This is a genomic window from Bradyrhizobium sp. UFLA05-153 (assembly GCF_054185185.1).
This window is the reverse complement of sequence record NZ_JBBIAM010000088.1, coordinates 18,327-41,084: the sequence shown is the minus strand read 5'-3', so window position 1 is coordinate 41,084 and position 22,758 is coordinate 18,327. Positions and strand designations below refer to the sequence as shown.

The following is a 22,758-nucleotide window of genomic DNA, read 5'->3' as shown; positions in this document are numbered from 1 at the left end:
GCCTCGACACGGGCCGCGTGATGCGGGTGCATTTGCCCATTCATCACTGTTTCCTCCCGATGGCAGTCTAGATGCTGCCGGCGTAGCCCGATTGATCTGCGTCAATCCTGAAAATGCCGCGCGCAAGAAGGCATGAACCCGCACCGCCGTTGCCGTCAAGACGGAAGTGCCGCATCCACTTACGACCTTCGACATAGGCGCAAAAAACCGAATAACACCGCACCGTAGCAAAAGTTGGAACGCGCGTTTCACGCGGCGATCGAAAAACAGAATAGAGCGCAAACAGCGCGTCACCTATGCTGGAAGCATCAAGAGACTTTCAGCAGGAGCCGTCGTGACCAGCCCGTTCTCACTCTCAAGACGTTCCCTGCTCGGCGCGCTAGCAGGCGGACTCGTTGCGGGCAGCGCGAAAGCGCAAGGCAAGCCGGCAGAGATCGATCTCAGCGGCGTCACGCTGCGCGTCGCCTATTACAAGGGCGGCTGGCCCGCCCTGCTCCGGGCTGCCGGCGAAGACAAGACGCCCTACAAGATCGACTGGAAGGAGCTCAACAACGGCGTGCTGCATATCGAGGCGCTGAACAGCGATGCGCTCGATCTCGGCTCGGGCAGCGAAATTCCTGCCATGTTCGCCGCACGCAAGAACGCCAGCGTGCGCTTCATCGCAGTCACCCACGAAGACCTCAACACCCAGGTCACCGTCGCGGCCAGGGACGCGCCGATCCATTCGATTGCCGATCTCAAAGGCAAGAAGGTCGGCTACGTCCGCGCCACGACCGCGCACTATTTCCTCGCCAAGCAGCTCGAGGAAGCGGGCCTCTCCTTCAACGACATCGAGGCCATCAACCTGACGCCATCGGACGGCTACTCGGCCTTCTCCTCCGGCAAGCTCGATGCCTGGGCGATCTACGGCTACAACGGCCAGCTCGCGATCTCCAAACAGGGCGCGCGCCTGCTCAAGACCGGCGTCGGCTATCTCTCCGGAAATTTTCCGATCTATGCCAATCCGAAGGCGATCGACGATCCGTTGCGGCATGCGGCGCTCGCCGACTTCCTGCTGCGGATCCAGCGCGCCTATGCCTTCGCCAACAAGAATTTCCAGGTCTATGCGACGGCGCAGGTCGCGGAAACGCATCTGCCGATCGAGGACATCCTCGATCAGTTCGCCCATCGCAGCGCCGATTTCTCACTCGTCGGCGTCACGCCGGATGTACCGGAGACCCACCAGAAAGTGGCCGACACTTTCCTCAAGCTCGGCGTGCTCGACGCGCAGACCGACGTCGCAAAATTCTGGGACACGAGTTTCAGCGACGTCCTCGCCAAGGGGGCGGCGCAGCTGGCGACACTCTAGTTCGAATTGTTCATCCGCACGAGATCGTGCGGATTGACGAACTGGAGCTGGAAGCGCGCGCGCTCGTCCAGCATGTCGGGGTCGATCTTTTCCGAGCGCAGCAGCGACACCCGCTGCTCGCCCTCGGCGCGCTCGCGCTTCAGCCGCGCAAGCTCGCTGGTCAGAGCGATGATCTCCTGGTCGAGCTCCTGGCGGGCGTTGAGGCCGTATTTGCCGGTATAGGCGTTGATGCCGAAATAGCCGACGATCGCGGCCGCCATGGTGTAGAGGGCCAGGCCGGTCAGAATCGATTTCAGGCGCGCACGGGTGACCATGTCCGGCAAGATGGGACAGGTTGGTTAAGGGAACGCTAATTTGGGAGCGCCCTGCCCGACTACCAGACCCTCATGGTGAGGAGGCCGCGTAGCGGCCGTCTCCGGACGATGCTACGCATCGCCGGGAGAACCATGAAGGCCCGGGTCTTCCCCGCGGCCATCCTTCGAGACGGCGCTTCGCGCCTCCTCAGGATGAGGATCTATAACGCGGCCGCAGGCGTCTCACTCAGCCCTGATGCTTGGCGACGTGCGCGGCGAAGGCGTCGATGTACTGCTGGAGCACGGTCTTCAGCGAGTCCTTGGTCAGGTTGCCTGCGGCGTCAAAGGCGTCGCCGACTGCGTTCAGATAGGTCTCGGGCTGCTGCATGATTGCCCCCGCAATGCCCGGCAGGATGTTCTGGAGCGTTTTCGCGGCACTCACTCCACCCTGCGGACCCGGCGAGTTGGAGACGATGCCGACCGGCTTGCCGTTGAACGAGCTCTTGCCATAGGGCCGCGAGGCAACGTCGATGGCGTTCTTCAGGGCGCCCGGGATTGCGCGGTTGTATTCAGGCGTCACGAACAGGACGCCGTTCGACTTCTGGAGCTTTTCGCGGAAAGCCAGCCAGTCGGCGGGCGGGGCGCCCTCGAGGTCCTGGTTGAAGAACGAGATACCCGCCGGCGTGATGACCTCGAGCTTGAGGGACGCCGGCGCGAGCTTTGCGAGCGCGTTGGCGATCTTGAGCGAAAAGCTTTCCTTGCGCAGGCTGCCGGCGATCGTGACGATGTTGTAGGCCATGGTTGTCCTTGAACCTCTAAGCGGGAAACAGGCCGGCGCACTTAATCCACCTCCGCGGGAGGATGCAAGTGCATGAACCGTTTCGATTTGGAAACGCAGCGTTTCGCAAAAGCGACCAGTCGCCCAAAACAATCGGGCCGCCAGGCGGCGGCCCGATCAACTGACTCTAAGAACCGAACCGATCAGATCGTCGGATTCCAGGCCGACGGGATCAGACGATATTTGGCACCATCCTTCTCGACGTGGCCGACCGACGGGAAGGTGAAGTGGAAGCCGACCACCGTCGCCTTCTCTGCTGCCGCCATGTCGTAGAACTTGTGGCGGGTCTCTTGCGCCATCGCGGCATCGGTGTCGAACACGACATGCCAATCCGGATTGCGCAGGAAGAATTCCGGGATGTTGGTGACGTCGGACTGGATCAGGACCTTTGCGTTGCCCGAGGCAACCGCGAACGATGTGTGACCCGGGGTATGGCCGGGCGTCGCGATCGAGGTGATGCCCGGCGCGACCTCCTTGCCCCACTCATACTTGGTCACCTTGGACTCGATGCCGGCAAAGGTCTTCTTCACGTTGGCGAAGTAGTTCTTCATCATGTCGCTGGAAGCTTTGCCGGCGTTCTCCTCGCTCGCCCAGAACTCCCAATCCTTGGCCGGCACCATGATCTCGGCGTTCGGGAACGCGATCGAGCCGTCCGCCGCGCGTATGCCGTTGGTGTGGTCGGGGTGCAGATGCGAGAGCAGGACGATGTCGATGCTCTTGGGATCGACGCCGGCCGCCGCGAGGTTTTGCAGCGTGCGGCCGACCGCGCCCTTGCTCGGCTCGAGATTGGCGACGCCGTTGCCGGTGTCGATCAGCACGAGCTTGGAGCCGGTGTTGATGAGCTGCGGGTTGAACGGCACCGTCACCATGCCCTTCGGCATGTAGGCCGCATCGCCTGCGGCCAGTGCCTCGTCCTTCGGCACGTTGGTGACGAACTTGTCCGGCATCGGGAAGGTTCGCGCCCCGTCGTTGATCGAGGTGCACTCGAAGGAACCGACCTTATAGCGATAGAAGCCCGGCGCCTGCGCGCCGGTTTGCGGCACTGCGGCATCGGCAGACGTCGTGCCCAGGCGCGAAAGGCTGGCCGCACCGAGGGCGGCGGCGCCGGCAAGCAGGTGACGGCGGTTGAGTTCGGTCATGGGAATGTCCCCTTCTGAGCGTTGCGGTTTTTCCCGCTTTCAATTGCGGCGCGAATGTTCTCCCCCGCCGCTCAGAAGGCAAGACCTTCTTTGGTCACGACCGTTCCAGCGTCACGCAAATTTATTTGGGTTGATGAGGAATTTTTCGCCGGTCGCCCGTTTGGCGAACACCGCAATGTTGGCCGGATCGAGCACTTCAGGAAGCGACACGACCTTGGTGTAGTGGCTGGCGAACGTCGTCTTCAATTCGCTCGCGACACGTTGGCGCAAGCGTCCGATTTCCGCGGGACCGATCTTCATCAGGAACGGGGTCAACAGCCAGCCGCCGACACCCCAGGCCATGCCGAAGCCGGGCGGCAGCTCGATCGGCCGCGTGTCGAGCATGCCATAGACATAGACCTGCTTGTGCACGCTGGAGCCGTAGCGGCTGTACTCCTTGGCGGTCTTGTTGATCGCGACTTCCATGCACCTCAGGATGTTGCCGGCGAGCCTGCCGCCACTGATGGCATCGAAGGCGATGGTGGCGCCGGTCTCGACCAGCGCATTAGTGAGATCGTCAAGGAAGCTCGGCGCGGTGGAATCGACGACGTACTTGGCGCCGATCTTGTGCAGGATGTCGGCCTGCTCCTTGCTGCGCACGATGTTGACCAGCGGGATGCCGTCCTTGATGCAGATCTTGTTCAGCATCTGTCCGAGATTGGAGGCGGCCGCGGTGTGCACCAGCGCCTTGTGGCCTTCGCGCCGCATGGTCTCGGTCATGCCGAGCGCGGTGAGCGGATTGACGAACCAGGACGCGCCCTCCGCCGCGGTCGTGTCCTCAGGCAGCGGCTGGCAGTCCCTCGCCTTCAAGGTCCGGTACTGCGCGTACATCGCGCCGCCGATCATCGAGACCGTCTTGCCCATCAACGCCTTCGCGGCGTCCGACGAGCCGGTCCTGATGACGACGCCGGCGCCTTCGTTGCCGACCGGCAGGGACTGGTCGAGCCGCGCCCCCATCGCCTGCATCGCGGCGTCAGGCACTTTGGCGGTGATGACGGGAGCATCCTTCGTCCCCGACGCCTTCGCCGTGCTCATGTCGGCAGCGCCGACCAGCAAACCGAGATCCGACGGGTTGATCGGCGTCGCCTCGACGCGAACGACGACCTCGTCCTCGGCAGGCTCGGGGGTCGGCACGTCGACCAGCGAGATTTCGAGTTCGCCGCTCTTCTTGATCAGCGAACGCAACTGGAGTCCGTTTCCGCCGTCGCTCATGTCGACCTCCCCTTTTTCTGTTAGGTGCTTACGCCAGCGCCTTCAGCGCCGCCTTGCCGGGATAGACGGCCTGCTTGCCGAGCTGCTGCTCGATGCGCAGCAGCTGGTTGTATTTGGCGGTGCGATCCGAGCGCGCAAGGGAGCCGGTTTTGATCTGGCCGCAATTGGTGGCGACGGCGAGATCGGCGATGGTGGAATCCTCGGTCTCGCCGGAGCGATGCGACATCACGGAGGTGTAGCCGGCCTTGTGCGCCATCTCGACGGCGGCGAGCGTCTCGGTCAGCGTGCCGATCTGGTTGACCTTGATCAGGATCGAGTTGGCGCGGCCCGCCTTGATGCCTTCGGACAGGCGCTTGACGTTGGTGACGAAGAGATCGTCGCCGACGAGCTGGCACTTCTTGCCGATGAGATCGGTGAGCTCCTTCCAGCCGTCCATGTCGTCCTCCGACATGCCGTCCTCGATCGTCACGATCGGATAGCGCGACACGAGGTCGGCGAGATATTTGGCCTGCTCGGAGATCGAGCGGGTCTTGCCCTCGCCTTCATAGACGTATTTGCCGCCCTTGAAGAACTCGGTCGAGGCGCAGTCGAGCCCGAGCACGACGTCGGAGCCTGCCTTGAAGCCAGCCTTGCCGATCGCGTTCATGACGAATTCGAGCGCGGCGTCCGCCGACGGCAGGTTCGGCGCAAAGCCGCCCTCGTCGCCGACATTGGTGTTGTGACCGGCCTTCTTCAATTCGGACTTCAGCGTGTGGAAGACTTCCGCGCCGTAGCGCAGACCTTCGGCGAAGCTGGTGGCGCCGACCGGCAGGATCATGAACTCCTGAAAGTCGATCGGATTGTCGGCGTGCACGCCGCCATTGATGATGTTCATCATCGGCACCGGCAGGACCCGCGCCGAAGTGCCGCCGACGTAACGATAGAGCGGCATGTCGAGCGATTGCGCAGCCGCCTTGGCGCAGGCGAGCGAAACGCCAAGGATGGCGTTGGCGCCGAGACGGCTCTTGTTCGGCGTGCCGTCGAGATCGATCATGACCTGGTCGATCTGGACCTGGTGCTCGACATCCATGCCGCTGAGCGCCTCATAGATCTCGCCGTTGACGGCGCCGACGGCCTTCGAGACGCCCTTGCCGAGATAGCGAGCCTTGTCGCCATCGCGCAGTTCCACCGCCTCATGGGCGCCTGTCGAGGCGCCCGAGGGCACTGCGGCGCGGCCGAGCGAGCCGTCTTCCAGCACGACGTCGACCTCGACGGTGGGATTGCCACGGCTATCGAGAATTTCGCGGCCGATGATGTCGACAATGGCGGTCATGATGCGCTTCCATTCGTTAGAGCTGGACGTTTCGCCGCGCGTCTTACACGGAGCGCAAGCAAATGTGAACGCTTGGGCTGCGGGGTACGACTGACGGCTGAGGAGCCTCGGACTAAGCTCGACGCCACCTGATCTGCGCGTCCAACCTCAATCTGAGACAGTCGGGGTAACGCCATGAATCGTCGCCAGTTTCTTGCTTCCAGCGCCGCCCTCCTTGCCGCCCGCCCAAGTTTTGCGCAGGAGGGCCCGTTCCGGGCGAAATATTTTCCGATCAGCCCCGGTATCGGCCTGCACGACCTCACACCCGCCCCCGACGGCACGATGTGGTTCACGGCGCAAGGCAAGGGCATGCTGGGCAAGCTCGATCCGAAGGACGGCTCGTTCAAGACCGTCAGCCTGGGCCAGGGCGCTGCCCCGCACGGCGTGACGATCGGCCCCGATGGCGCGCCCTGGATCACCGAGGGCGGCCAGAACGCAATCGCGCGGGTCGATCCCGGCGATCTCAAGGTCACGCTGTTCCGCCTGCCCGAAAAGTTCGCCCAGGCCAATCTCAACACCGGCGTGTTCGACAAGGATGGTACCTACTGGTTCACCGGGCAGTCCGGCTATTACGGCCGGCTCGTGCCGAAATCCGGCGAGATGACGGTGTTCAAGGCGCCGAAGGGCATCGGGCCCTATGGCATCACTGTGACGCCCAAAGGCGACATCTGGTACGCCTCGCTCGCCGGCAGCTACATCGCCAGGATCGATCTTGCGACCGGTAGCGCCAGTGTCGTGCAGCCGCCGACACCGAATGCCGGTTCGCGGCGCGTCTGGTCGGATTCAAAGAGCCGGATCTGGGTCAGCGAGTGGAACAGCGGGCACGTGTCGGTGCACGATCCCGCCGACGGCTCGTGGAAAACCTGGAAGCTGCCGGGCGAGCATCCCCGCGCCTACGCGGTTTTCGTCGACGACAAGGACAAGGTCTGGCTCACCGATTTTTCCGCCAACGCCATCGTGCGCTTTGATCCAGTGACCGAGAAGTTCAACGTCTTCGCCAGCGACAAATCGAACGCCAATGTCCGTCAGCTCGACGGAAGGCCGGGCGAGCTGTGGGGCTGCGAGTCCGGCAACGACCGGATCGTCATGATCCAGACCGTCGCCACTGGTTGACGGCGACGACAATTGCGTCCATCTCGGCATCCACTAGAGCGCGATCCGATCGCGCTCTAGCTTTTTGATTGAGCATGATCCCTTCGGAAAACCGGTGTCCACTTTTCCGGATCATGCTGCAAAAGGATGCAAATGATGGCGAAAAAACCTCTCCAGCTCGGCCGTGCGGTCGAATGGCCGCACACACCGGAAGAAGCCCAGCTCGACCGTGTGCCCAACCCGCAGAAGGGCACAGACTATCTAGTGCGCTTCACCGTGCCGGAATTCACATCGATCTGCCCGGTCACGGGACAGCCGGATTTCGCCCATCTCACGATCGACTACGCACCGGGTCAGTGGCTGCTGGAGTCGAAATCGCTAAAGCTCTACGTCGCGAGCTTCCGCAATCACGGCGCCTTCCACGAGGACTGCACCGTGATGATCGGCAAGCGCATCGCATCCGAGATCAAGCCGAAATGGATAAGGATCGGCGGCTACTGGTATCCCCGCGGCGGTATCCCGATCGACGTGTTCTGGCAGACCGGCCGCGTGCCGAAGGGCCTGTGGGTGCCGGAGCAGGGTGTGGCGCCCTATCGCGGGCGGGGCTAAAGGTGGCCCTATTCCTCCGCAATCCAAATGCCTTGTTCGCTCAAAGCCGTCAGTAGAGCTTCAACGTCTTCCGGTTCCATCTTGGATGGGATCAATTCGTTCAGTTGATCAAAGGTAATGTGACCCGTCTTCTCCGCCAGGATGGCGGCTTTCCGTACCACTTCGGACCAGTCCAATCAGACCTCCTCGGAATACTCCCCTACTATATGGGAAGATTAGATGTCCGCGTCGGTCTCAGCGCGCATCCGCCGGAGCGCGCTGCTTGAGGAGCTTCGCGCAGACCAGCCCCAGCACCACCATGATCCCGGCGCTTGCGAACAGGGTCGGCCCCTTGCCGCCATGCGCGAGGCCAAAGCCATAGGCGATCGGGCCGACGGTCTGGCCCATGAAGAAGAAGAACGAGTGCAGCGACAGCGCGGTGGCGCGTGCCTCGACCGATAGCTCGCTGGCAAACACCTGTAGGCAGCCATGGGCCATGTAGAAGCCCCAGCCCATCACGACGAGGTTGAGCGTCTGGACTTCCCAGCGCGGACCGAACGCGACGGCGACGAGTTGCGAGGCCACTAGCACGGTGCCCGCGATCATCATGCCCTTGACGCCAAGTCGTGGCAGAAGGCGCGACACCGTCATGGTGTAAAACAGCCCGCCGACCGCAAAGCCCGCGATGACGATGCCGGCAATTGAGAGCGAGGTCTCGCCGAGGTCGAACAGGAACGAGGCGACGTAAGGGAAGAGGCCGAGCACGCAGCAGCCTTCGACGAACACGGCCGAGTAGCACACCGGTGCGTTCGGATTGGTGAAGATGGTGCGATAGCCCGTCTTCAGCGCCGAGAGGCTCGTCCTCGGCGGGTGCTTGATCCTGGCGCCACTGAATCCGGCCGCAACCGCGACCGAAGCGATGATCACCAGCACACCGAGTACGGCTAGCACGCCGCGCCAACCGAGGAAGTCGCCGATCAGGCCGGACGCAGATGCACCGAGGAGATTGCCGGTCATGGCGCCGGCGAGCGTGCGGCCGATCGCGATCTGCCGCTTCTCTGGACCGACGAGATCGCTGGTCAGGCTGAGCGCAATCGGAAACACGCCGCCGGAGCCGATACCGGCCAGGATACGGGTGGCAAACAGCAGCGAGAACGAGGTCGAGAGCGCACCGAGGATGCTGGCGACGCCGAGCACCGCGAGGCAGCCGATCATCAGCCGCGTCTTGCCGAAGAGATCGGCGGCGGCGCCGATCAGCGGCTGGATGATCGCGAAAGTGAAGGCGAAGACCGCGGCAAAGCCCGCGGCGGTCGCGATGCTGACCTGAAAATCCTCGGCGATGTGCGGCAGCAGCGGATCGAGCGCCCGGGCCGAGAGCGCCGCCGCAAAGCTCGCACCTGAGATGACGTAGAGCGCTGGCGGCAAGCCGTGATCGTGCGGCCGCGCCTCCCCTTGCGGCATCAGCGCGCGCCGGCCTGCGACGGATTTTTCGCCACCGCGTCGAACGCCATCAGCGTCCGGATGAGGCCTTCGAACTCGCGCAAAGGCACCATGTTCGGTCCGTCGGACGGCGCATGGTCGGGATCGGGATGCGTCTCGATGAAGACACCGGCGACGCCGACCGCGACTGCCGCACGCGCCAGTACCGGCACGAATTCGCGCTCGCCGCCGGAAGAAGCACCTTTCCCGCCCGGCTGCTGCACGGAATGCGTGGCATCAAAGATCACAGGCGCGCCGGTGGTACGCGCCAGGATCGGCAGCGCTCGCATGTCTGATACGAGCGTATTGTAGCCGAAGGAGGCGCCGCGCTCGGTGACGAGCACGTTGGAATTATTGGCGCTCGTGATCTTGGTCACGACATTCGCCATGTCCCAGGGCGCCAGAAACTGCCCCTTCTTGACGTTGACGACCTTGCCGGTTGCTGCGGCAGCCAGCAGGAGATCAGTCTGCCGGCACAGGAAGGCCGGGATCTGCAGGACGTCGACGGCCTGCGCGACCTCGGCGCATTGCGCCGCATCGTGCACGTCGGTGAGCACTGGCAAGCCCAGCGACGAGCGGATCTCGGCGAAGATCGGCAGCGATTGCGCCAAGCCCAGTCCCCGCGCGGCCGACGCGCTGGTGCGGTTGGCCTTGTCGAAGGACGTCTTGTAGACGAGGCCGACTTTCAGACGGGTGGCGATCTCCTTCAAAGCGGAGGCCACCTCCAGTGCATGCGCCCTGCTCTCGAGCTGGCACGGGCCGGCAATGACCGCGATCGGCAGGTCATTGCCGAACCTGACCGTCCCCAGCTCAACCACCGCTGCTGCCGACTTGCCTGCGCTCAAGGCCAAGATCCCTCGTTTCGGCGCGACCATAGCGGCGATGAGGGGCGGATCAACCCTATTCGGCCCTACCCCTCGAATATCAGGGTTGCGAAGGCGCCCCGGCGAGGCCGGCCGTCACTTCACCGCGGAGAATGCCGTCGGCGCCAGAATCTGGCTGACGATGTTGGCGACGATCTGGCCATCCGCCTCCGTCTTGGCGCGCGCCTCGAGCCACTCCGGATCGGTCATGAAGGCGGTCCATTTCGTCTCGCGCTCGGCAAGCGAGTGCCAGGCTAGAAAATAGGTCAGCTCCTGGTTGGATTCGCCGATCAGCGTGGTGAAGAACCCGGCCTGCTTGATGCCGTGCTTCTCCCAGATTTTCAGTGTGATCGTGTCAAAGCGCTTGATCAGTGCCGGCAGCCGACCCGGCACGCAACGATACTGGCGCATTTCGTAGATCATTTATCTCCTCCAGATTTCTTGCGCGGCCGTTATAGCGACTGCTGCGAGTGGTGTCTTGATGTCATCACGCACGCCGCGCGGCGCGGCGCGCATGACTGCTCAAGAGTACGGCTCTGCAAGCGCGGTCCTTGAATATCCATCTCACTCCGAAATCCGATTGCTGCGATGCCGCGAATTAACGCAACGTCCCAGGTTCCGACATCAATTGACGGTCGGGATTGCCGGGAAGGAAACCGCAACCGCGAACTCACCTTGCCGCCAAATTCTGTCCGTCCTCAACCCCGAGTGACGTGAGCGGCGACACAAACCCAGACGCCACCTCGACGCGCCCAACTGTCGGTGTAGCGTCCGAAGCCGGCCGACCCGTCGGCCCTGACATAGGTCGTCCGTGCATGGATAATCGCCATATCACCCATGATCCGGACCCGTTCGTCCTCGTATCCCAGATTCGATATGGTTACAGGCTTCGCGATTTGTTCAAGGAATTCGGCACGATCAACCACTGATCCGTCAGGGTTGCTGTTGAGGAAGTCGTCGCTCAGATGTTCGCGAAACCAATCGACATCCTTCACGGCGACCGAGCGCATATAGCCGGCGTTAAGGTGCTTCAGTGCGTTCATATCCCTTGCGGAAGGCCGCCGATCTTCCAGGTCGGATTTGATCGCAACACAATCGACTTCCACGTCAAATTCACCCGGCCAGGAAGGCACCGTTAGAAAGATGCGCGCGGGTGGCGAGACGGGAAAATAGCGATGGTAGACATCATTGAACGCACCGAAATTTGAACTCTCAGGCGTGCAGTAGACATTGCATTTCACGACGTGCTGCAGCGACGAGCCGGCAACCTCCAGGCAAAGTTTCATTTGGTCGAGAACGATCTCGGCTTGCTGCACGAACGGCAATCGCTTGATCTCACCGGTGACCGGATCAAATGGCGGGAGACCTGAGACATAAACCGTCTCACCGGCGACAATGACGGGACAGATCGGTCCCTTCCGCCGTTGCTCCAAATACGTGGAAATGGGTTCAACTCTGATGGGTTCGCGCTTCACGACCGCCTCCAAGTCACTGTCTATCAAGTGGACTAACACCCCCCAATGCTGTTGCATCCGACGAGCCAAATGTCTCCAGTCGTGAGTTTGGTGCATGCCGAACTCTCGTCGCTTGTTGGTGCAATGCCGACAATGGTAGAGGACGCTATGGTTGCAGCGGCGAATTTGGTCGAGGTTGCAGCGCTCGTCGGCGATACGGCGCGCGCGACCATGTTGTCCGCCCTCATGGGTGGGCAATCCTTGACCGGAAGTGAGTTGGCGTTCCTTGCGCGAATTTCGCGACCGACAGCCAGTGAGCACCTGTCCAAGATGGTCGAAGCCCGGCTTATCTCGGTGACCAAGAAGCGCAGCTATCGGTACTACCGCATTAGCTCACCGCTGGTTGCCAGCATGCTTGAGAGTATCAAGTTGGTGGCTGCTCTCGAGGTTCCTCTGCGATATCAACCTCGATCTGCGCGTGACGCGGCGCTGCGGTTCGGTCGCACCTGCTACGATCATTTGGCGGGTCGATTGGGCGTTGCGATTGCAGACTCTCTGATCGCCAGCGGTTGCATCGTCCTTGGCGAAGATGGTGGCGATGTCACCGATGCCGGCGCGAAGGTATTGACAGAATTTGGAGTCGACCTGAGCCATAAGCGCAGAAACAAGCGTATCTTTTGCAAGCCATGTCTCGACTGGAGCGAACGCCGGTACCACATCGCTGGTCATGTCGGAGCCGAGATCCAACGACGCTGCATGGAGCTGAATTGGCTCATCCGAGTGAATGATACGCGGGCTGTGCAATTAACAACTGCTGGCCAGGCCGGTCTTCGCGATACCTTTGGCTTGGATAATCTGGGTCTTCACGTCGACCCGCCGGACGTCAAGGTTGGAACGTAAGCGCGCTGCTCCGCTGAAGCCGAGACTACCCGTTCGCATTCCGCCGAGAACGGGTCAATCGTCCCGCGTACGGCTTGGCGAGCCGCCGCAAAGCGGCATCTCGAAGTAGCCCTATGCTTCGAGACTGTGCAAACGCGCCCCCTCACCATGAGGGGTGACTTTGCAATACTAGACCAGCCGGCTCTGCACCACCGCCGCCTGAATGAACGATGCGAACAGCGGATGCGGCTCGAAGGGGCGCGACTTCAGCTCGGGGTGGAACTGCACGCCGATGAACCACGGATGATCCTCGTACTCGACGATCTCCGGCAGCACGCCGTCGGGCGAGAGGCCTGAGAACTTCAGGCCGTGCTGCTCGAGGCGGTCCTTGTAGGCGGTGTTGACCTCGTAGCGGTGGCGATGGCGCTCGGAAATCTCGGTCGCGCCGCCATACACTTGCGAGACGCGGCTGCCGCGCTTGAGCGCCGCGGGGTACGCCCCTAATCGCATCGTGCCGCCGAGGTCGCCGGCCTGCGAGCGCTTCTCGAGCTCATTGCCGCGCAGCCATTCAGTCATCAGACCGACGAGCGGCTCTTTGGTCGGGCCGAACTCGGTGGAGTTGGCATCCTCGATGCCGACGAGGTTTCGCGCGGCTTCGATCACCGCCATCTGCATGCCGAAGCAGATGCCGAAATACGGCACGTCGCGCTCGCGCGCGAACTGCGCCGCCTTGATCTTGCCCTCGGCGCCGCGCTGGCCGAAGCCACCGGGCACCAGGATGCCGTTGACGTGCTCGAGGAACGGCGCGGGATCTTCCTTCTCGAAGATCTCGCTCTCGATCCAGTCGAGATTGACCTTCACCTTGTTGGCGATGCCGCCATGCGAGAGCGCCTCGATCAGCGACTTATACGCATCCTTCATGCCGGTGTACTTGCCGACGATGGCGATGGTAACGTTGCCCTCGGGATTGCGGACGCGCTCGTTGATCTGCTGCCAGCTCCGCAGCTCTGGCGGAATCCGCGAGCCGATGCCGAAGGCGGCGAGCACCTCGTCGTCGAGGCCCGCGGCATGATAAGCCTCGGGCACGGCGTAGATGTTGTCGACGTCGCGCGCTTCGATCACGGCGCTTTCGCGCACGTTGCAGAACAGGCCGAGCTTGCGCCGCTCTTCCTTCGGAATCTCGCGGTCGGTGCGGCACAGCAGGATGTCGGGCTGGATGCCGATCGAGCGCAGCTCCTTAACCGAATGCTGCGTCGGCTTTGTCTTGAGCTCGCCCGCGCTCGGGATGTAGGGCAGCAGCGTGAGGTGGATATACACCGCATGGTCGCGCGGCAGCTCGTTCCCAAGCTGGCGGATCGCCTCGAAGAACGGCAGGCCTTCGATGTCACCGACGGTGCCGCCGATCTCGACCAGCACGAAGTCGTAATCGTCATTGCCTGACAGCACGAACTCCTTGATGGCGTTCGTGACATGCGGCACGACCTGGATTGTCGCGCCGAGATAATCGCCGCGCCGCTCCTTGGAGATGATGTCCTGATAGATGCGGCCCGTGGTGATGTTGTCGGCCTTAGTCGCCGGCCGCCCCGTGAAGCGCTCATAGTGACCGAGATCGAGATCGGTCTCCGCGCCGTCATCGGTCACGAACACTTCGCCGTGCTGATACGGCGACATCGTTCCGGGATCGAGATTGAGATAGGGGTCGAGCTTGCGGAGGCGGACCTTGTAGCCCCGGGCTTGCAACAGAGCACCCAGTGCTGCTGAAGCCAGACCCTTGCCGAGCGAAGAAACCACGCCGCCGGTGATGAATATGTACCGCGCCATGGGACTTAACCTTTAATCCCCCGAACTCGATTCGCCAAAGCGATTCGCGTCCCGCCCCAAACAATTTGCGGGCCTGTGGGTGAGCCAAAACTGAGTGTGTTGCCAGAACCTTGATGGGGATTCTTGATGCAGGACGCTAGGCACCGTCCTGCATGGCCCCTCTGCTTTATTGCGAACGTGGCGCCTGCGGACCGCTGGGCGCCTGATTCTGCTGCTGCTCGTCCGCCTTCTTCAGCGTATCCAGGACACCGCCCGAGGTCGGCGGCGCCACCGGAGCCGCGCCACCGGCGGGCTGAGACTGCGACGCCGGCTGGCCAATGATCGAAGACGGCTTACGGTCATACCCCGCATACCAGGACAGGAAGAGGCTGGTCAGGAAGAAACCGGCCGCCAGGATCGCGGTCGTGCGCGACAAGAGATTCGCGGTGCCGCGGCTCGACATGAAGCCTGCGCCTCCACCCATGCCGAGGCCGCCGCCTTCCGACTTCTGCAGCAGCACGGCGCCGATCATCACGGCGACGATCATGAGATGGATAACGATCACAACGGTCTGCATGGTACCCTTCCGTCACAAGCCGACAGCGCCGGTGCCGGCAGCCATCGCGCTTTGCGGGTTTTCCTGAAGTTGCGCGGTGTTACACGATCAGGACTGGCATTGCCACCCCCGATCGGTCCGGACTCCGCTTTGAGCCGCCTGCGCTTTGCCGGTTAGCTAAGGGCAGCCTTTGGCAATCGCAAGGAAATCGGCCGCCTTGAGGCTGGCACCACCAACCAGCGCGCCGTTGACGTTCTTGACCGCCATCAGTTCGGCCGCATTCGACGGCTTGACCGACCCGCCATAGAGGATGCGCATCTTCGCCCCCTCGTCTCTGAAGCGGGAGATCAACAGTTCCCGGATAAAGCCATGAATCTGCTCGACATCCTTGGCTGTGGGGGTCAGGCCCGTGCCGATCGCCCAGACGGGTTCATAGGCCACGACCAGATTGTCGGCCTTTGAGCCGTCCGGCAGCGACAGGCTGAGCTGGCCGCGCAGGATATCCAGGGTCTGGCCGGCATCGCGCTGGCCTTGCGTTTCGCCGACGCAGACGATCGCGATCACCCCTGCCCGCCAGGCGGCCTCGGCCTTCTGCCGCACCAAATCATCGCTCTCGCCGTGGTCGGCGCGGCGCTCGGAATGGCCGACGATGATGGCGGAAGCGCCCGCATCCACCAGCATTTCCGCCGCGATATCCCCGGTATGGGCGCCAGAGGCCTTGGGGTGGCAATCCTGGGCACCGACGGCGACCTTGTTGCCGGCCGCCTTGGCCGCAAAGGCCGCGATCAGCGTCGCCGGCGGACACACCAGGAGATCGGCCTTGGCGGCGACCTCTGCCGCACCGGTGAGCATGGCGTCGAATTCGGCAGCGGAGGCCTTCAGGCCATTCATCTTCCAGTTTCCGGCGATCAGCGGTCGGATGGCGTCTGTCATGTCCAAATTCCAGCGAAATGAGGTTCGGGATGCGCTAGCAGACCGGGCGCCTCAGTTCCAGAGATCCGGTCCTGTTAACACAGCTTAAGGGAGCGGCAGGTTGCGGGGGGAAAGCCGCCACTTTATGATGCCATATCAATTCGGTGATGCGCTTTTGCGGAATCTGCTTTAAGGCGCGCCCGGTTCCCTCCTGCCAAACAAGTTGGACGCAATGCTTCGAGGAATGCGCAAGGCCTCATCAAACTGGCTCGGCAAAACGATTATGGCCGTCGTGATGGGCGTATTGATCATCAGTTTCGGCATTTGGGGCATCGCCGACATCTTCCGCGGCTTCGGGCAGTCCACGGTGGCCAAAGTCGGCCACACCGAGATTTCGCTGAACGAATTCCGCCAGATCTATACCGACCGCATGCAGCAGATCGGCCGCCAGTTCGGCCGCCCGCTGACGCCTGAACAGGCGCGCGCCTTCGGCCTTGACCGCCAGGTGCTCCAGCAGGCGATCGCGGAAGCCGCCCTCGATGAAGAGGCCCGCCGGCTCGGGCTCGGCGTGTCGGACGACGAGATCCGCCGCATGATCATGAACGACCCGAACTTCAAGGGCGCCGCGGGCAATTTCGATGCGCAGCGCTTCCAGGCCATGATCCGCAATTTCGGCTACACCGAGCAGCGCTACACCGCTGAGCAGCGCAAGGTGTCGGTGCGCCGGCAGATCACCGGCACGATCGGCGCGGGCCTCGAGCCTTCCAAGACCATGATCGACGCGCTGAGCCGCTATCAGAATGAGCAGCGCTCGATCGAATTCGTCAAGCTCGACGCGGCTCAGGCCGGCACGATCGATCCGCCCTCGCCCGAGGCGCTCGCCGCCTATTTCGAGGACCACAAGGTCCAGTTTCGCGCGCCCGAATACCGCAAGATCTCCTTCGTCGTGATCTCGCCCGAGGAGATCGGCAAATGGACTGACGTCTCCGACGACGACGCCAAGAAGGTGTTCGAGCAGCGCAAGGACCGGCTCGGCACGCCGGAGAAGCGCCAGGTGCACCAGCTCGTGTTCCCGACGGTCGAGGAGGCGCAAGCTGCGCGCACCCGGCTCGCAAGCGGCACGTCGTTCGAGGACATCGCCAAGGAGCGCGGGCTCAGCGCGGCGGATGGCGATCTCGGCCTCGTGACGAAATCCGCGATCCTCGATCCGGCCGTGGCGGACGCCGCCTTCGCGCTGCCCGCAGGCGAGATCAGCCAGCCCGTCCAGGGTCGCTTTGGCGTGGCGCTGGTCAAGGTCGACAAGATCGAGCCGGGCGCGGAGGCCAACTACGCCAACCTCGCCGGCGACATCAAACGGGAGATCGCGGCCGAGCGCGCGCGCGCCAAGGTTGCCGAATTGCGCGACAAGATGGAAGACGAGCGCGGCGGCGGCTCCAGCGTCATCGACGCCGCGCAAAAGCTCGGCCTTGCTGCCGTGACCATCGAGGCCGTCGACCGCTCCGGCCGCACGCCCAGCGGCCAGCCGGTTGCCAACATCCCGCAAGGGCTCGACGTGGTATCGCAAGCCTTCAACAGCGACGTCGGCGTCGACAACGATCCGATCTCCTTCCGCGGCGGCTATGTCTGGTACGACGTGCTCGGCATCACGCCGTCGCGCGAACGCAGCCTCGACGAGGTCCGCGACCAGGTCGAGGCGCGCTGGCGTCAGGACCAGATCACGACCAAGCTGCGGACCAAGGCCACCGAGATCGTGCAGAAGCTCGAACAGGGCGGCAAGCTCGCGGACGAAGCCGCCGCCATCAACGCCAAGGTCGAGACCGCCGCCGGCTTCAAGCGCGAGGACACGCCCGCCGGCGTGCCATCGAGCCTGGTCACGGCTGCATTCCGCACCGCCAAGGATGGCGTCGGCCAGACCCCGGGTGCGGCCGGCGAGGTCATCATCTTCCGTGTGACCGACATCGTCGATCCGCCGGTCGATCTCGCTTCCGAAGGGATCGCCAAGCTGAAGGAGAGCCTCGACCGCGCGCTCACCGAGGAGCAGGTCGCGTCCTACGTCAACAAGCTTGAAACCGACATCGGAACCACCATTAATCAGGCCGCCTTCGCGCAGGTGACGGGCGCGAACCAGTAAGCAGTTGAAAGCACGCGATGGACGACCTGAAATCGATTATTGGAAAAGTGGCGACCGGCGCCAGCCTGTCGCGTGACGAAGCGGCCTCCGCCTTCGATGCCATGATGTCCGGCGAGGCCACGCCCTCGCAGATGGGCGGGCTTCTGATGGCGCTGCGCGTACGCGGCGAAACCGTGGACGAGATCACCGGCGCGGTCTCGGCGATGCGCTCCAAGATGCTGCGCGTCAGCGCGCCGGCGGATGCCGTCGACATCGTCGGCACCGGCGGCGACGGCTCGGGCTCGGTCAACGTCTCGACCTGCGCCTCCTTCATCGTCTCGGGCGCCGGCGTGCCCGTCGCAAAGCACGGCAACCGCGCGCTGTCGTCGCGCTCGGGCGCAGCCGACGTGCTGGCCTCGCTCGGCGTGAAGATCGATCTCAAGCCCGAGGACGTCGGCCGCTGCGTGCGCGAATGCGGCATCGGCTTCATGTTCGCACCCGCGCATCATCCCGCGATGAAGAACGTCGGCCCGACCCGCGTCGAGCTCGCCACCCGCACCATCTTCAACCTGCTGGGACCGCTGTCCAATCCGGCCGGCGTGAAGCGGCAGATGGTCGGCGTGTTCTCCCGGCAATGGGTGCAGCCGCTGGCGCAGGTGCTGAAGAATCTCGGCTCCGACTCGGTCTGGGTGGTGCACGGCTCCGACGGGCTCGACGAGATCACCCTCACCGGCCCGACCTTCGTCAGCTCGCTGCACAATGGCGAGATCAAGAGCTTTGAGATCACCCCCGAGGACGCAGGCCTTCCTCGCTGCGAAGCGATCGGCTTGAAGGGCGGCGATGCCGACGCCAACGCGATCGCGCTGCAAAGCGTGCTCGACGGCAAACCGAGCCCCTATCGCGATGTTGCGCTGGTCAACGCGGCCGCCGCGCTGGTGGTGGCCGGCCGCGCCAAGGACATCAAGGAAGGTGTGGCGCTCGGCACCAAGTCGATCGACAGCGGTGCGGCGTCGGCGCGGCTAAAGCACCTGATCGCGGTCTCCAATAGCTGAGCCCTCGCATGTCGGACATCCTGACCAAGATCGAGGCGTATAAGCGTGAGGAGATCGCGGCAGCCAAGCGCGCGCAGCCGCTAGCTGCCTTGGAAGCCAAGGCCAAGGTCGCAGCTGCGCCGCGCGGTTTTCTGCGCGCGATCCGCAACAAGCTCGCCAATGGCGACTATGCGTTGATCGCCGAGGTCAAGAAGGCATCCCCCTCCAAGGGACTGATCCGTCCCGATTTCGACCCGCCGCTGCTCGCGAGGGCCTACGAGGCCGGCGGCGCTGCTTGCCTGTCGGTGCTGACGGATACGCCCTCCTTCCAGGGTCATATCGACTTCATGGTCGCAGCGCGCGCGGCGACGTCGCTGCCGGTGCTGCGCAAGGATTTTCTGTTCGACACCTATCAGGTGGTCGAGGCCCGCGCCTATGGCGCCGATTGCATCCTCATCATCATGGCGGCGCTCGACGATGCGGTCGCAAAAGATATCGAGGACGCCGCGCTGTCCCTCGGCATGGACGTCCTGATCGAGATCCATGACACGAGCGAGCTCGACCGCGCGCTAAAACTGCGCTCGCCGATGATCGGGGTCAACAATCGCAACTTGCGCACCTTCGAGACCACGCTTGCGACCAGCGAGGCGCTTGCGCCGCTGATCCCCGAGGGGCAGCTGATGGTCGGCGAAAGCGGCATCTTCACCCCGGCGGACCTCGCCCGCCTCGAGCGCGTGGGCATGTCGACCTTCCTCGTCGGCGAAAGCCTGATGCGGCAGGCCGACGTGACGGCCGCCACCCGTGCGCTGCTGTCGCGCGAGGCCCCGCGCGCCACGGGCACGCGCTGAGATGGCGCGTTCACCGTCCAGGGCCAAAGCAAAGGCAAAACCCGCCCTCACCCATATCGGCACCTCCGGCGAGGCACGGATGGTGGACGTGTCGGAGAAGCCCGCGACCGAGCGGCTCGCGGTCGCGGAGGGGCACGTCGTGATGACCAGGGCGACGCTCGACCTGATCCGCTCCGGCAACGCCAAGAAGGGCGACGTGCTCGGCACCGCCCGCATCGCCGGCATCATGGCGGCCAAGCGTACCTCGGAGCTGATCCCGCTCTGCCATCCCCTCGCGCTCTCGAAGGTCACCGTCGACATCGAGCCCGACGACAAGCTGCCGGGTTGTCTCGTCCGTGCCGCCGTAAAGGTCACAGGTCCAACCGGCGTCGAGATGGAGGCGTTGACCGCCGTCTCGGTCGCCTGCCTCACGATCTACGACATGATCAAGGCGGTGGAACGCGGCGTGCGCATCGAGGGCATCCACCTCGTCGAGAAGAAGGGCGGCAAGTCCGGCCACTACCGCGCCTAGAGCATGATCCTGACCCGAAGGGCCGCGTTAGCGCAAAGTTTGCGGCGGTTTTTCCTCGCGACAAACGCGGAACGCGTTTGCGCGGAGATCATGCTCAATCAATAAAGCACGCCCTGAACTATTTCGCCTCGCGCTGGCGCTCACGGTAGGCCCGCGTCTTCATCCGATTGCCGCACAGCGTCGCCATGCACCAGCGCCGGGTGGACGGTTTGGACCGGTCGTAGAATACCCGGCGGCATTCCTCCGAGGCGCACATCTTCAGCCGGTCCAGCGTACCCGCAAGCGTGCCATCGTGAAACTCGATGGCGATGGCCGACAGACCAGCAAGGGCATCCCGACGCACAGCTGCAAGCATTGCGCCGCGGCCCGCACGCGCCTCCACCCGCAACGGAAACGGTTCGAGCGCGCCGTCGAGCGCGCCAAGGACATCCCTGTTCCTGCGCCGCTCGGCCGGCTCGCATTGCAAATAGGCGCGCAGCGCCCCGCGCAGTCGCAGTGCGGTATGGAACATCGCTGGCGTGATCTTCGCACCGCCCTCGCCCATGCCGTGCTCCGCCAACCAATCCCCGAGCGCCTTCGGGCCGGAAAGCGCATCGCTTTGCGGATGCTGCACGCCGAAATGCGTGAAATGGCGAAAATCGAGCGAATTGGCGAATTCGTAGAGATTCGCCAGCTCGTCGGGAACCCTGAATTTGCGGGACTGCTTGGACATTGACACCAGTAAATCATTTTTACTGGTTTGCTGCAACTGACACTCGTATAAATCGTTTACTGGTGTCACAGATCGCGTCAGACCATGGAGGCCGAGATGACAACGGACACAACGACAATCACCCGTCCCCACCTGTTCTACGGCTGGTTCGTCGTCGCCGCGGCCTTCGCGGTGACGTTCGTTGGATTCGGTTCCGCCTACACGTTCAGTGCGTTCCTGGAACCGCTCCAGCGCGACTTCGGCGCCTCGCGCGGCGCGGTTTCGCTGGTGTTCTCGATCGCGGGCTTTCTGTATTTTGCGCTCGGGGTCGTCAGCGGCCCGCTCGCTGACCGCTTTGGCGCTCGTCCCCTGGCCGTGACTGGCATGATCGTGGTCGCCGCGGGCCTTGCGGCCGCAAGCGCAGCGCGCTCTCTCACCGGGGTCTATCTCGCCTACGGACTCGGAATAGGCCTCGGCGTCGGCTGCGCCTACGTCCCTGCGATCGGAGCGGTGCAGCGCTGGTTCGTCAAACGCCGCGGCTTTGCTTCCGGACTGGCCGTCAGCGGCATCGGGCTCGGTACGCTGGCGATGCCGCCGATCGCTTCGCTGCTGATCGCGACATTCGGCTGGCGCGGGGCCTATCTGGTGCTGGCCGCACTCGCCGTCGTACTGGGCGGCGGGATTTCATTGCTGCTCGAGAACGATCCACAAGACCGCGGCCTCGGCCCGGACGGCGACCCGCCTGAGGCAGCATGCGCTAACGGAAGCGGTGGCGTCGCGGTGCTGGAGGCCGTGCGCTCGGCGCGGTTCGCCGGCCTCTATCTTTCGTGCCTGGTCTGCTCGTTCGGCGCTTTTGTCCCTTTCGTGCATCTCGTGCCCTACGCACGCGATCACGGCGTTTCGACTTCGTCCGCCGTGCTGCTGCTTGGCACGATCGGCGTCGGCAGCACCGCGGGCCGCTTCCTACTCGGCGGGCTTGCCGACCGGATCGGCCGCGATCTCTCGCTGATCATGGTGCTGCTCGGCATGGCGCTCGCCATGGCCATCTGGGCGATTTCGGCAAGCGCTTTCGCGCTTGCAACCTTCGCCTTCGTCTATGGCGTGTTCTATGGCGGCTGGGTCGCGGTGCTGCCCGCCGTGGTGATGGACCATTTCGGCGGGCGCAACGTCAGCGGCATCATCGGCATTCTCTATACCAGCGTCGCGTTCGGCACGCTGATCGGGCCGAGCGCCGCGGGCTTCGTCTACGACGCCACGCACAGCTACACGCTGCCGATCCTGATCAGCGCGGCCACGAACGTCGTCGCGGCGCTGATCGTGGCTGCGCCGGCGTTGCGGAGCGGAATGCGGACGATCAGCGCAGCGAGGCGCTGATTGATCCGAACTTGCTGCTCAGCTTGCTGCCGAGCCCGTTGACGACGGTGATGATGGCAAGCGCGATGCCGGCGGCGATCAGGCCGTATTCGATCGCGGTGGCGCCAGACTCGTCGGCAATGAACTTCTGCAACATCGTCTTCATGATCCTGTTATCCTGTCCTCTCCGTTGGGATGACGGGACAACTCGCAAGCCGCGTGCCAGAGTGCGCGTGAGCATCGCCAGCATGTTAGGTGGTTAAGTTTCGGTTGATGCGGGCGCAACCGGCAAGAATTGACCGCTCAGATACACCGCACCGGCAATATCTGCTGGCCTTGCTCATCGCGCGCGCCCCAGGACTCTCGCGTCG

Annotated in this window: 24 protein-coding genes and 1 pseudogene; 9 read left to right on the top strand and 16 right to left on the bottom strand. The window is 63.6% G+C overall.

Annotated features, from left to right (window positions below; all coding sequences use genetic code 11):
- The first annotated feature begins 334 nt into the window (after positions 1 to 334).
- Positions 335 to 1,348 (top strand): ABC transporter substrate-binding protein, encoded by a 1,014-nt coding sequence (locus Q2941_RS36290; protein WP_254112545.1) that lies wholly within the window; start codon positions 335 to 337, stop codon positions 1,346 to 1,348.
- Here Q2941_RS36290 and Q2941_RS36285 read toward each other — a convergent pair.
- The 5 genes from Q2941_RS36285 to eno all read right to left on the bottom strand — a co-directional run bounded on the left by Q2941_RS36285 (position 1,345) and on the right by eno (position 6,181).
- Positions 1,345 to 1,662: an FtsB family cell division protein gene (locus Q2941_RS36285; RefSeq protein WP_027522649.1), complete on the bottom strand. Its 318-nt coding sequence runs from the start codon at positions 1,660 to 1,662 to the stop codon at positions 1,345 to 1,347. The genes Q2941_RS36290 and Q2941_RS36285 overlap by 4 nt on opposite strands.
- A 226-nt stretch (positions 1,663 to 1,888) precedes the next feature.
- The gene (locus Q2941_RS36280; protein WP_027522648.1) at positions 1,889 to 2,440 is read right to left on the bottom strand and encodes an NADPH-dependent FMN reductase; all 552 of its coding nucleotides are present in this window, start codon (positions 2,438 to 2,440) and stop codon (positions 1,889 to 1,891) included.
- Positions 2,441 to 2,622: 182 nt separating this feature from the next.
- Entirely contained in the window at positions 2,623 to 3,618 is a 996-nt protein-coding gene (locus Q2941_RS36275; RefSeq protein ID WP_027522647.1) for an MBL fold metallo-hydrolase, read from the bottom strand.
- A gap of 111 nt (positions 3,619 to 3,729) precedes the next feature.
- Positions 3,730 to 4,869, bottom strand: coding sequence for a zinc-binding dehydrogenase (locus Q2941_RS36270; protein ID WP_458195476.1), 1,140 nt, complete (start codon positions 4,867 to 4,869; stop codon positions 3,730 to 3,732).
- Between the two features lie 28 nt (positions 4,870 to 4,897).
- Entirely contained in the window at positions 4,898 to 6,181 is a 1,284-nt protein-coding gene (gene eno, locus Q2941_RS36265) for a phosphopyruvate hydratase (RefSeq protein ID WP_027522645.1), read from the bottom strand.
- Between the two features lie 174 nt (positions 6,182 to 6,355).
- Here eno and Q2941_RS36260 point away from each other — a divergent pair, with 174 nt between their 5' ends.
- Both Q2941_RS36260 and queF read left to right on the top strand, forming a co-directional pair.
- On the top strand, positions 6,356 to 7,333 hold the full coding sequence (locus Q2941_RS36260) for a Vgb family protein (RefSeq protein ID WP_027522644.1): 978 nt from the start codon (positions 6,356 to 6,358) through the stop codon (positions 7,331 to 7,333).
- Positions 7,334 to 7,459: 126 nt separating this feature from the next.
- The gene (gene queF, locus Q2941_RS36255; protein WP_458195475.1) at positions 7,460 to 7,921 is read left to right on the top strand and encodes a preQ(1) synthase; all 462 of its coding nucleotides are present in this window, start codon (positions 7,460 to 7,462) and stop codon (positions 7,919 to 7,921) included.
- An 8-nt stretch (positions 7,922 to 7,929) separates the two neighbouring features.
- On the opposite strand, the gene Q2941_RS36250 is transcribed toward queF, so the two are convergent.
- The 6 genes and pseudogenes from Q2941_RS36250 to Q2941_RS36225 form a co-directional block, all read right to left on the bottom strand.
- Positions 7,930 to 8,097: an RNA polymerase sigma factor region1.1 domain-containing protein gene (locus Q2941_RS36250; RefSeq protein ID WP_035662099.1), complete on the bottom strand. Its 168-nt coding sequence runs from the start codon at positions 8,095 to 8,097 to the stop codon at positions 7,930 to 7,932.
- Between the two features lie 58 nt (positions 8,098 to 8,155).
- A complete protein-coding gene (locus Q2941_RS36245) occupies positions 8,156 to 9,361 on the bottom strand; it encodes an MFS transporter (protein ID WP_027522642.1) in 1,206 nt (401 codons plus the stop codon).
- Positions 9,361 to 10,224, bottom strand: coding sequence for a 3-deoxy-8-phosphooctulonate synthase (gene kdsA, locus Q2941_RS36240; protein ID WP_254112554.1), 864 nt, complete (start codon positions 10,222 to 10,224; stop codon positions 9,361 to 9,363). Before kdsA ends, Q2941_RS36245 begins: the two co-directional genes overlap by 1 nt.
- 114 nt (positions 10,225 to 10,338) lie before the next feature.
- Positions 10,339 to 10,665: an NIPSNAP family protein gene (locus Q2941_RS36235; RefSeq protein WP_254112556.1), complete on the bottom strand. Its 327-nt coding sequence runs from the start codon at positions 10,663 to 10,665 to the stop codon at positions 10,339 to 10,341.
- Between the two features lie 275 nt (positions 10,666 to 10,940).
- The gene (locus Q2941_RS36230; protein ID WP_458195477.1) at positions 10,941 to 11,285 is read right to left on the bottom strand and encodes a nuclear transport factor 2 family protein; all 345 of its coding nucleotides are present in this window, start codon (positions 11,283 to 11,285) and stop codon (positions 10,941 to 10,943) included.
- A gap of 39 nt (positions 11,286 to 11,324) precedes the next feature.
- Positions 11,325 to 11,717 (bottom strand): annotated as a pseudogene (locus Q2941_RS36225) (RidA family protein); the annotation flags it as partial.
- 45 nt (positions 11,718 to 11,762) lie between these two features.
- Between Q2941_RS36225 and Q2941_RS36220 the strand changes: the two are divergent.
- Entirely contained in the window at positions 11,763 to 12,596 is an 834-nt protein-coding gene (locus tag Q2941_RS36220; RefSeq protein ID WP_458195474.1) for an ArsR/SmtB family transcription factor, read from the top strand.
- Positions 12,597 to 12,764: 168 nt separating this feature from the next.
- Here the strand turns inward: Q2941_RS36220 and Q2941_RS36215 are convergent, their stop codons facing one another.
- The 3 genes from Q2941_RS36215 to tpiA all read right to left on the bottom strand — a co-directional run bounded on the left by Q2941_RS36215 (position 12,765) and on the right by tpiA (position 15,864).
- Positions 12,765 to 14,396: a CTP synthase gene (locus Q2941_RS36215; RefSeq protein ID WP_027522639.1), complete on the bottom strand. Its 1,632-nt coding sequence runs from the start codon at positions 14,394 to 14,396 to the stop codon at positions 12,765 to 12,767.
- Positions 14,397 to 14,562: 166 nt separating this feature from the next.
- A complete protein-coding gene (secG, locus tag Q2941_RS36210; RefSeq protein ID WP_027522638.1) occupies positions 14,563 to 14,952 on the bottom strand; it encodes a preprotein translocase subunit SecG in 390 nt (129 codons plus the stop codon).
- 156 nt (positions 14,953 to 15,108) lie between these two features.
- Positions 15,109 to 15,864 carry a triose-phosphate isomerase gene (gene tpiA, locus Q2941_RS36205; protein WP_027522637.1) on the bottom strand — a complete coding sequence of 252 codons (756 nt, stop codon included), beginning with the start codon at positions 15,862 to 15,864 and terminating at the stop codon, positions 15,109 to 15,111.
- Between the two features lie 211 nt (positions 15,865 to 16,075).
- Between tpiA and Q2941_RS36200 the strand changes: the two genes are divergently transcribed.
- From Q2941_RS36200 to moaC, 4 genes are read left to right on the top strand one after another with little or no spacing between them, the layout of a single operon-like run.
- On the top strand, positions 16,076 to 17,974 hold the full coding sequence (locus Q2941_RS36200) for a peptidylprolyl isomerase (RefSeq protein ID WP_254112558.1): 1,899 nt from the start codon (positions 16,076 to 16,078) through the stop codon (positions 17,972 to 17,974).
- Between the two features lie 17 nt (positions 17,975 to 17,991).
- Complete coding sequence (gene trpD, locus Q2941_RS36195; protein ID WP_254112560.1) at positions 17,992 to 19,005, top strand: anthranilate phosphoribosyltransferase; 1,014 nt, start codon at positions 17,992 to 17,994, stop codon at positions 19,003 to 19,005.
- An 8-nt stretch (positions 19,006 to 19,013) separates the two neighbouring features.
- Positions 19,014 to 19,832, top strand: a complete 819-nt coding sequence (trpC, locus tag Q2941_RS36190) for an indole-3-glycerol phosphate synthase TrpC (protein ID WP_458195473.1) — start codon at positions 19,014 to 19,016, stop codon at positions 19,830 to 19,832.
- A 1-nt stretch (position 19,833) separates the two neighbouring features.
- The gene (gene moaC / locus Q2941_RS36185) at positions 19,834 to 20,343 is read left to right on the top strand and encodes a cyclic pyranopterin monophosphate synthase MoaC (protein ID WP_027522633.1); all 510 of its coding nucleotides are present in this window, start codon (positions 19,834 to 19,836) and stop codon (positions 20,341 to 20,343) included.
- A gap of 118 nt (positions 20,344 to 20,461) precedes the next feature.
- Here moaC and Q2941_RS36180 read toward each other — a convergent pair whose 3' ends face one another.
- A complete protein-coding gene (locus Q2941_RS36180) occupies positions 20,462 to 21,091 on the bottom strand; it encodes a CGNR zinc finger domain-containing protein (RefSeq protein WP_458195472.1) in 630 nt (209 codons plus the stop codon).
- A 60-nt stretch (positions 21,092 to 21,151) separates the two neighbouring features.
- Between Q2941_RS36180 and Q2941_RS36175 the strand changes: the two genes are divergently transcribed.
- Positions 21,152 to 22,408, top strand: a complete 1,257-nt coding sequence (locus Q2941_RS36175) for an MFS transporter (protein ID WP_458195471.1) — start codon at positions 21,152 to 21,154, stop codon at positions 22,406 to 22,408.
- Here the strand turns inward: Q2941_RS36175 and Q2941_RS36170 are convergent.
- On the bottom strand, positions 22,389 to 22,553 hold the full coding sequence (locus Q2941_RS36170; protein WP_027522630.1) for a Flp family type IVb pilin: 165 nt from the start codon (positions 22,551 to 22,553) through the stop codon (positions 22,389 to 22,391). The genes Q2941_RS36175 and Q2941_RS36170 overlap by 20 nt on opposite strands.
- Positions 22,554 to 22,758 lie beyond the last annotated feature (205 nt).

Coding starts and splice junctions, on each gene's coding strand:
- Q2941_RS36285 (WP_027522649.1), bottom strand. CDS start 1,662: ATGGTCACCCGTGCGCGCCTGAAATCGATTCTGACCGGCCTGGCCCTC.
- Q2941_RS36280 (WP_027522648.1), bottom strand. CDS start 2,440: ATGGCCTACAACATCGTCACGATCGCCGGCAGCCTGCGCAAGGAAAGC.
- Q2941_RS36275 (WP_027522647.1), bottom strand. CDS start 3,618: ATGACCGAACTCAACCGCCGTCACCTGCTTGCCGGCGCCGCCGCCCTC.
- Q2941_RS36270 (WP_458195476.1), bottom strand. CDS start 4,869: ATGAGCGACGGCGGAAACGGACTCCAGTTGCGTTCGCTGATCAAGAAG.
- eno (WP_027522645.1), bottom strand. CDS start 6,181: ATGACCGCCATTGTCGACATCATCGGCCGCGAAATTCTCGATAGCCGT.
- Q2941_RS36260 (WP_027522644.1), top strand. CDS start 6,356: ATGAATCGTCGCCAGTTTCTTGCTTCCAGCGCCGCCCTCCTTGCCGCC.
- queF (WP_458195475.1), top strand. CDS start 7,460: ATGCAAATGATGGCGAAAAAACCTCTCCAGCTCGGCCGTGCGGTCGAA.
- Q2941_RS36245 (WP_027522642.1), bottom strand. CDS start 9,361: ATGCCGCAAGGGGAGGCGCGGCCGCACGATCACGGCTTGCCGCCAGCG.
- Q2941_RS36235 (WP_254112556.1), bottom strand. CDS start 10,665: ATGATCTACGAAATGCGCCAGTATCGTTGCGTGCCGGGTCGGCTGCCG.
- Q2941_RS36230 (WP_458195477.1), bottom strand. CDS start 11,285: ATGAACGCACTGAAGCACCTTAACGCCGGCTATATGCGCTCGGTCGCC.
- Q2941_RS36220 (WP_458195474.1), top strand. CDS start 11,763: ATGCTGTTGCATCCGACGAGCCAAATGTCTCCAGTCGTGAGTTTGGTG.
- Q2941_RS36215 (WP_027522639.1), bottom strand. CDS start 14,396: ATGGCGCGGTACATATTCATCACCGGCGGCGTGGTTTCTTCGCTCGGC.
- secG (WP_027522638.1), bottom strand. CDS start 14,952: ATGCAGACCGTTGTGATCGTTATCCATCTCATGATCGTCGCCGTGATG.
- tpiA (WP_027522637.1), bottom strand. CDS start 15,864: ATGACAGACGCCATCCGACCGCTGATCGCCGGAAACTGGAAGATGAAT.
- Q2941_RS36200 (WP_254112558.1), top strand. CDS start 16,076: ATGCTTCGAGGAATGCGCAAGGCCTCATCAAACTGGCTCGGCAAAACG.
- trpD (WP_254112560.1), top strand. CDS start 17,992: ATGGACGACCTGAAATCGATTATTGGAAAAGTGGCGACCGGCGCCAGC.
- trpC (WP_458195473.1), top strand. CDS start 19,014: ATGTCGGACATCCTGACCAAGATCGAGGCGTATAAGCGTGAGGAGATC.
- moaC (WP_027522633.1), top strand. CDS start 19,834: ATGGCGCGTTCACCGTCCAGGGCCAAAGCAAAGGCAAAACCCGCCCTC.
- Q2941_RS36175 (WP_458195471.1), top strand. CDS start 21,152: ATGACAACGGACACAACGACAATCACCCGTCCCCACCTGTTCTACGGC.
- Q2941_RS36170 (WP_027522630.1), bottom strand. CDS start 22,553: ATGAAGACGATGTTGCAGAAGTTCATTGCCGACGAGTCTGGCGCCACC.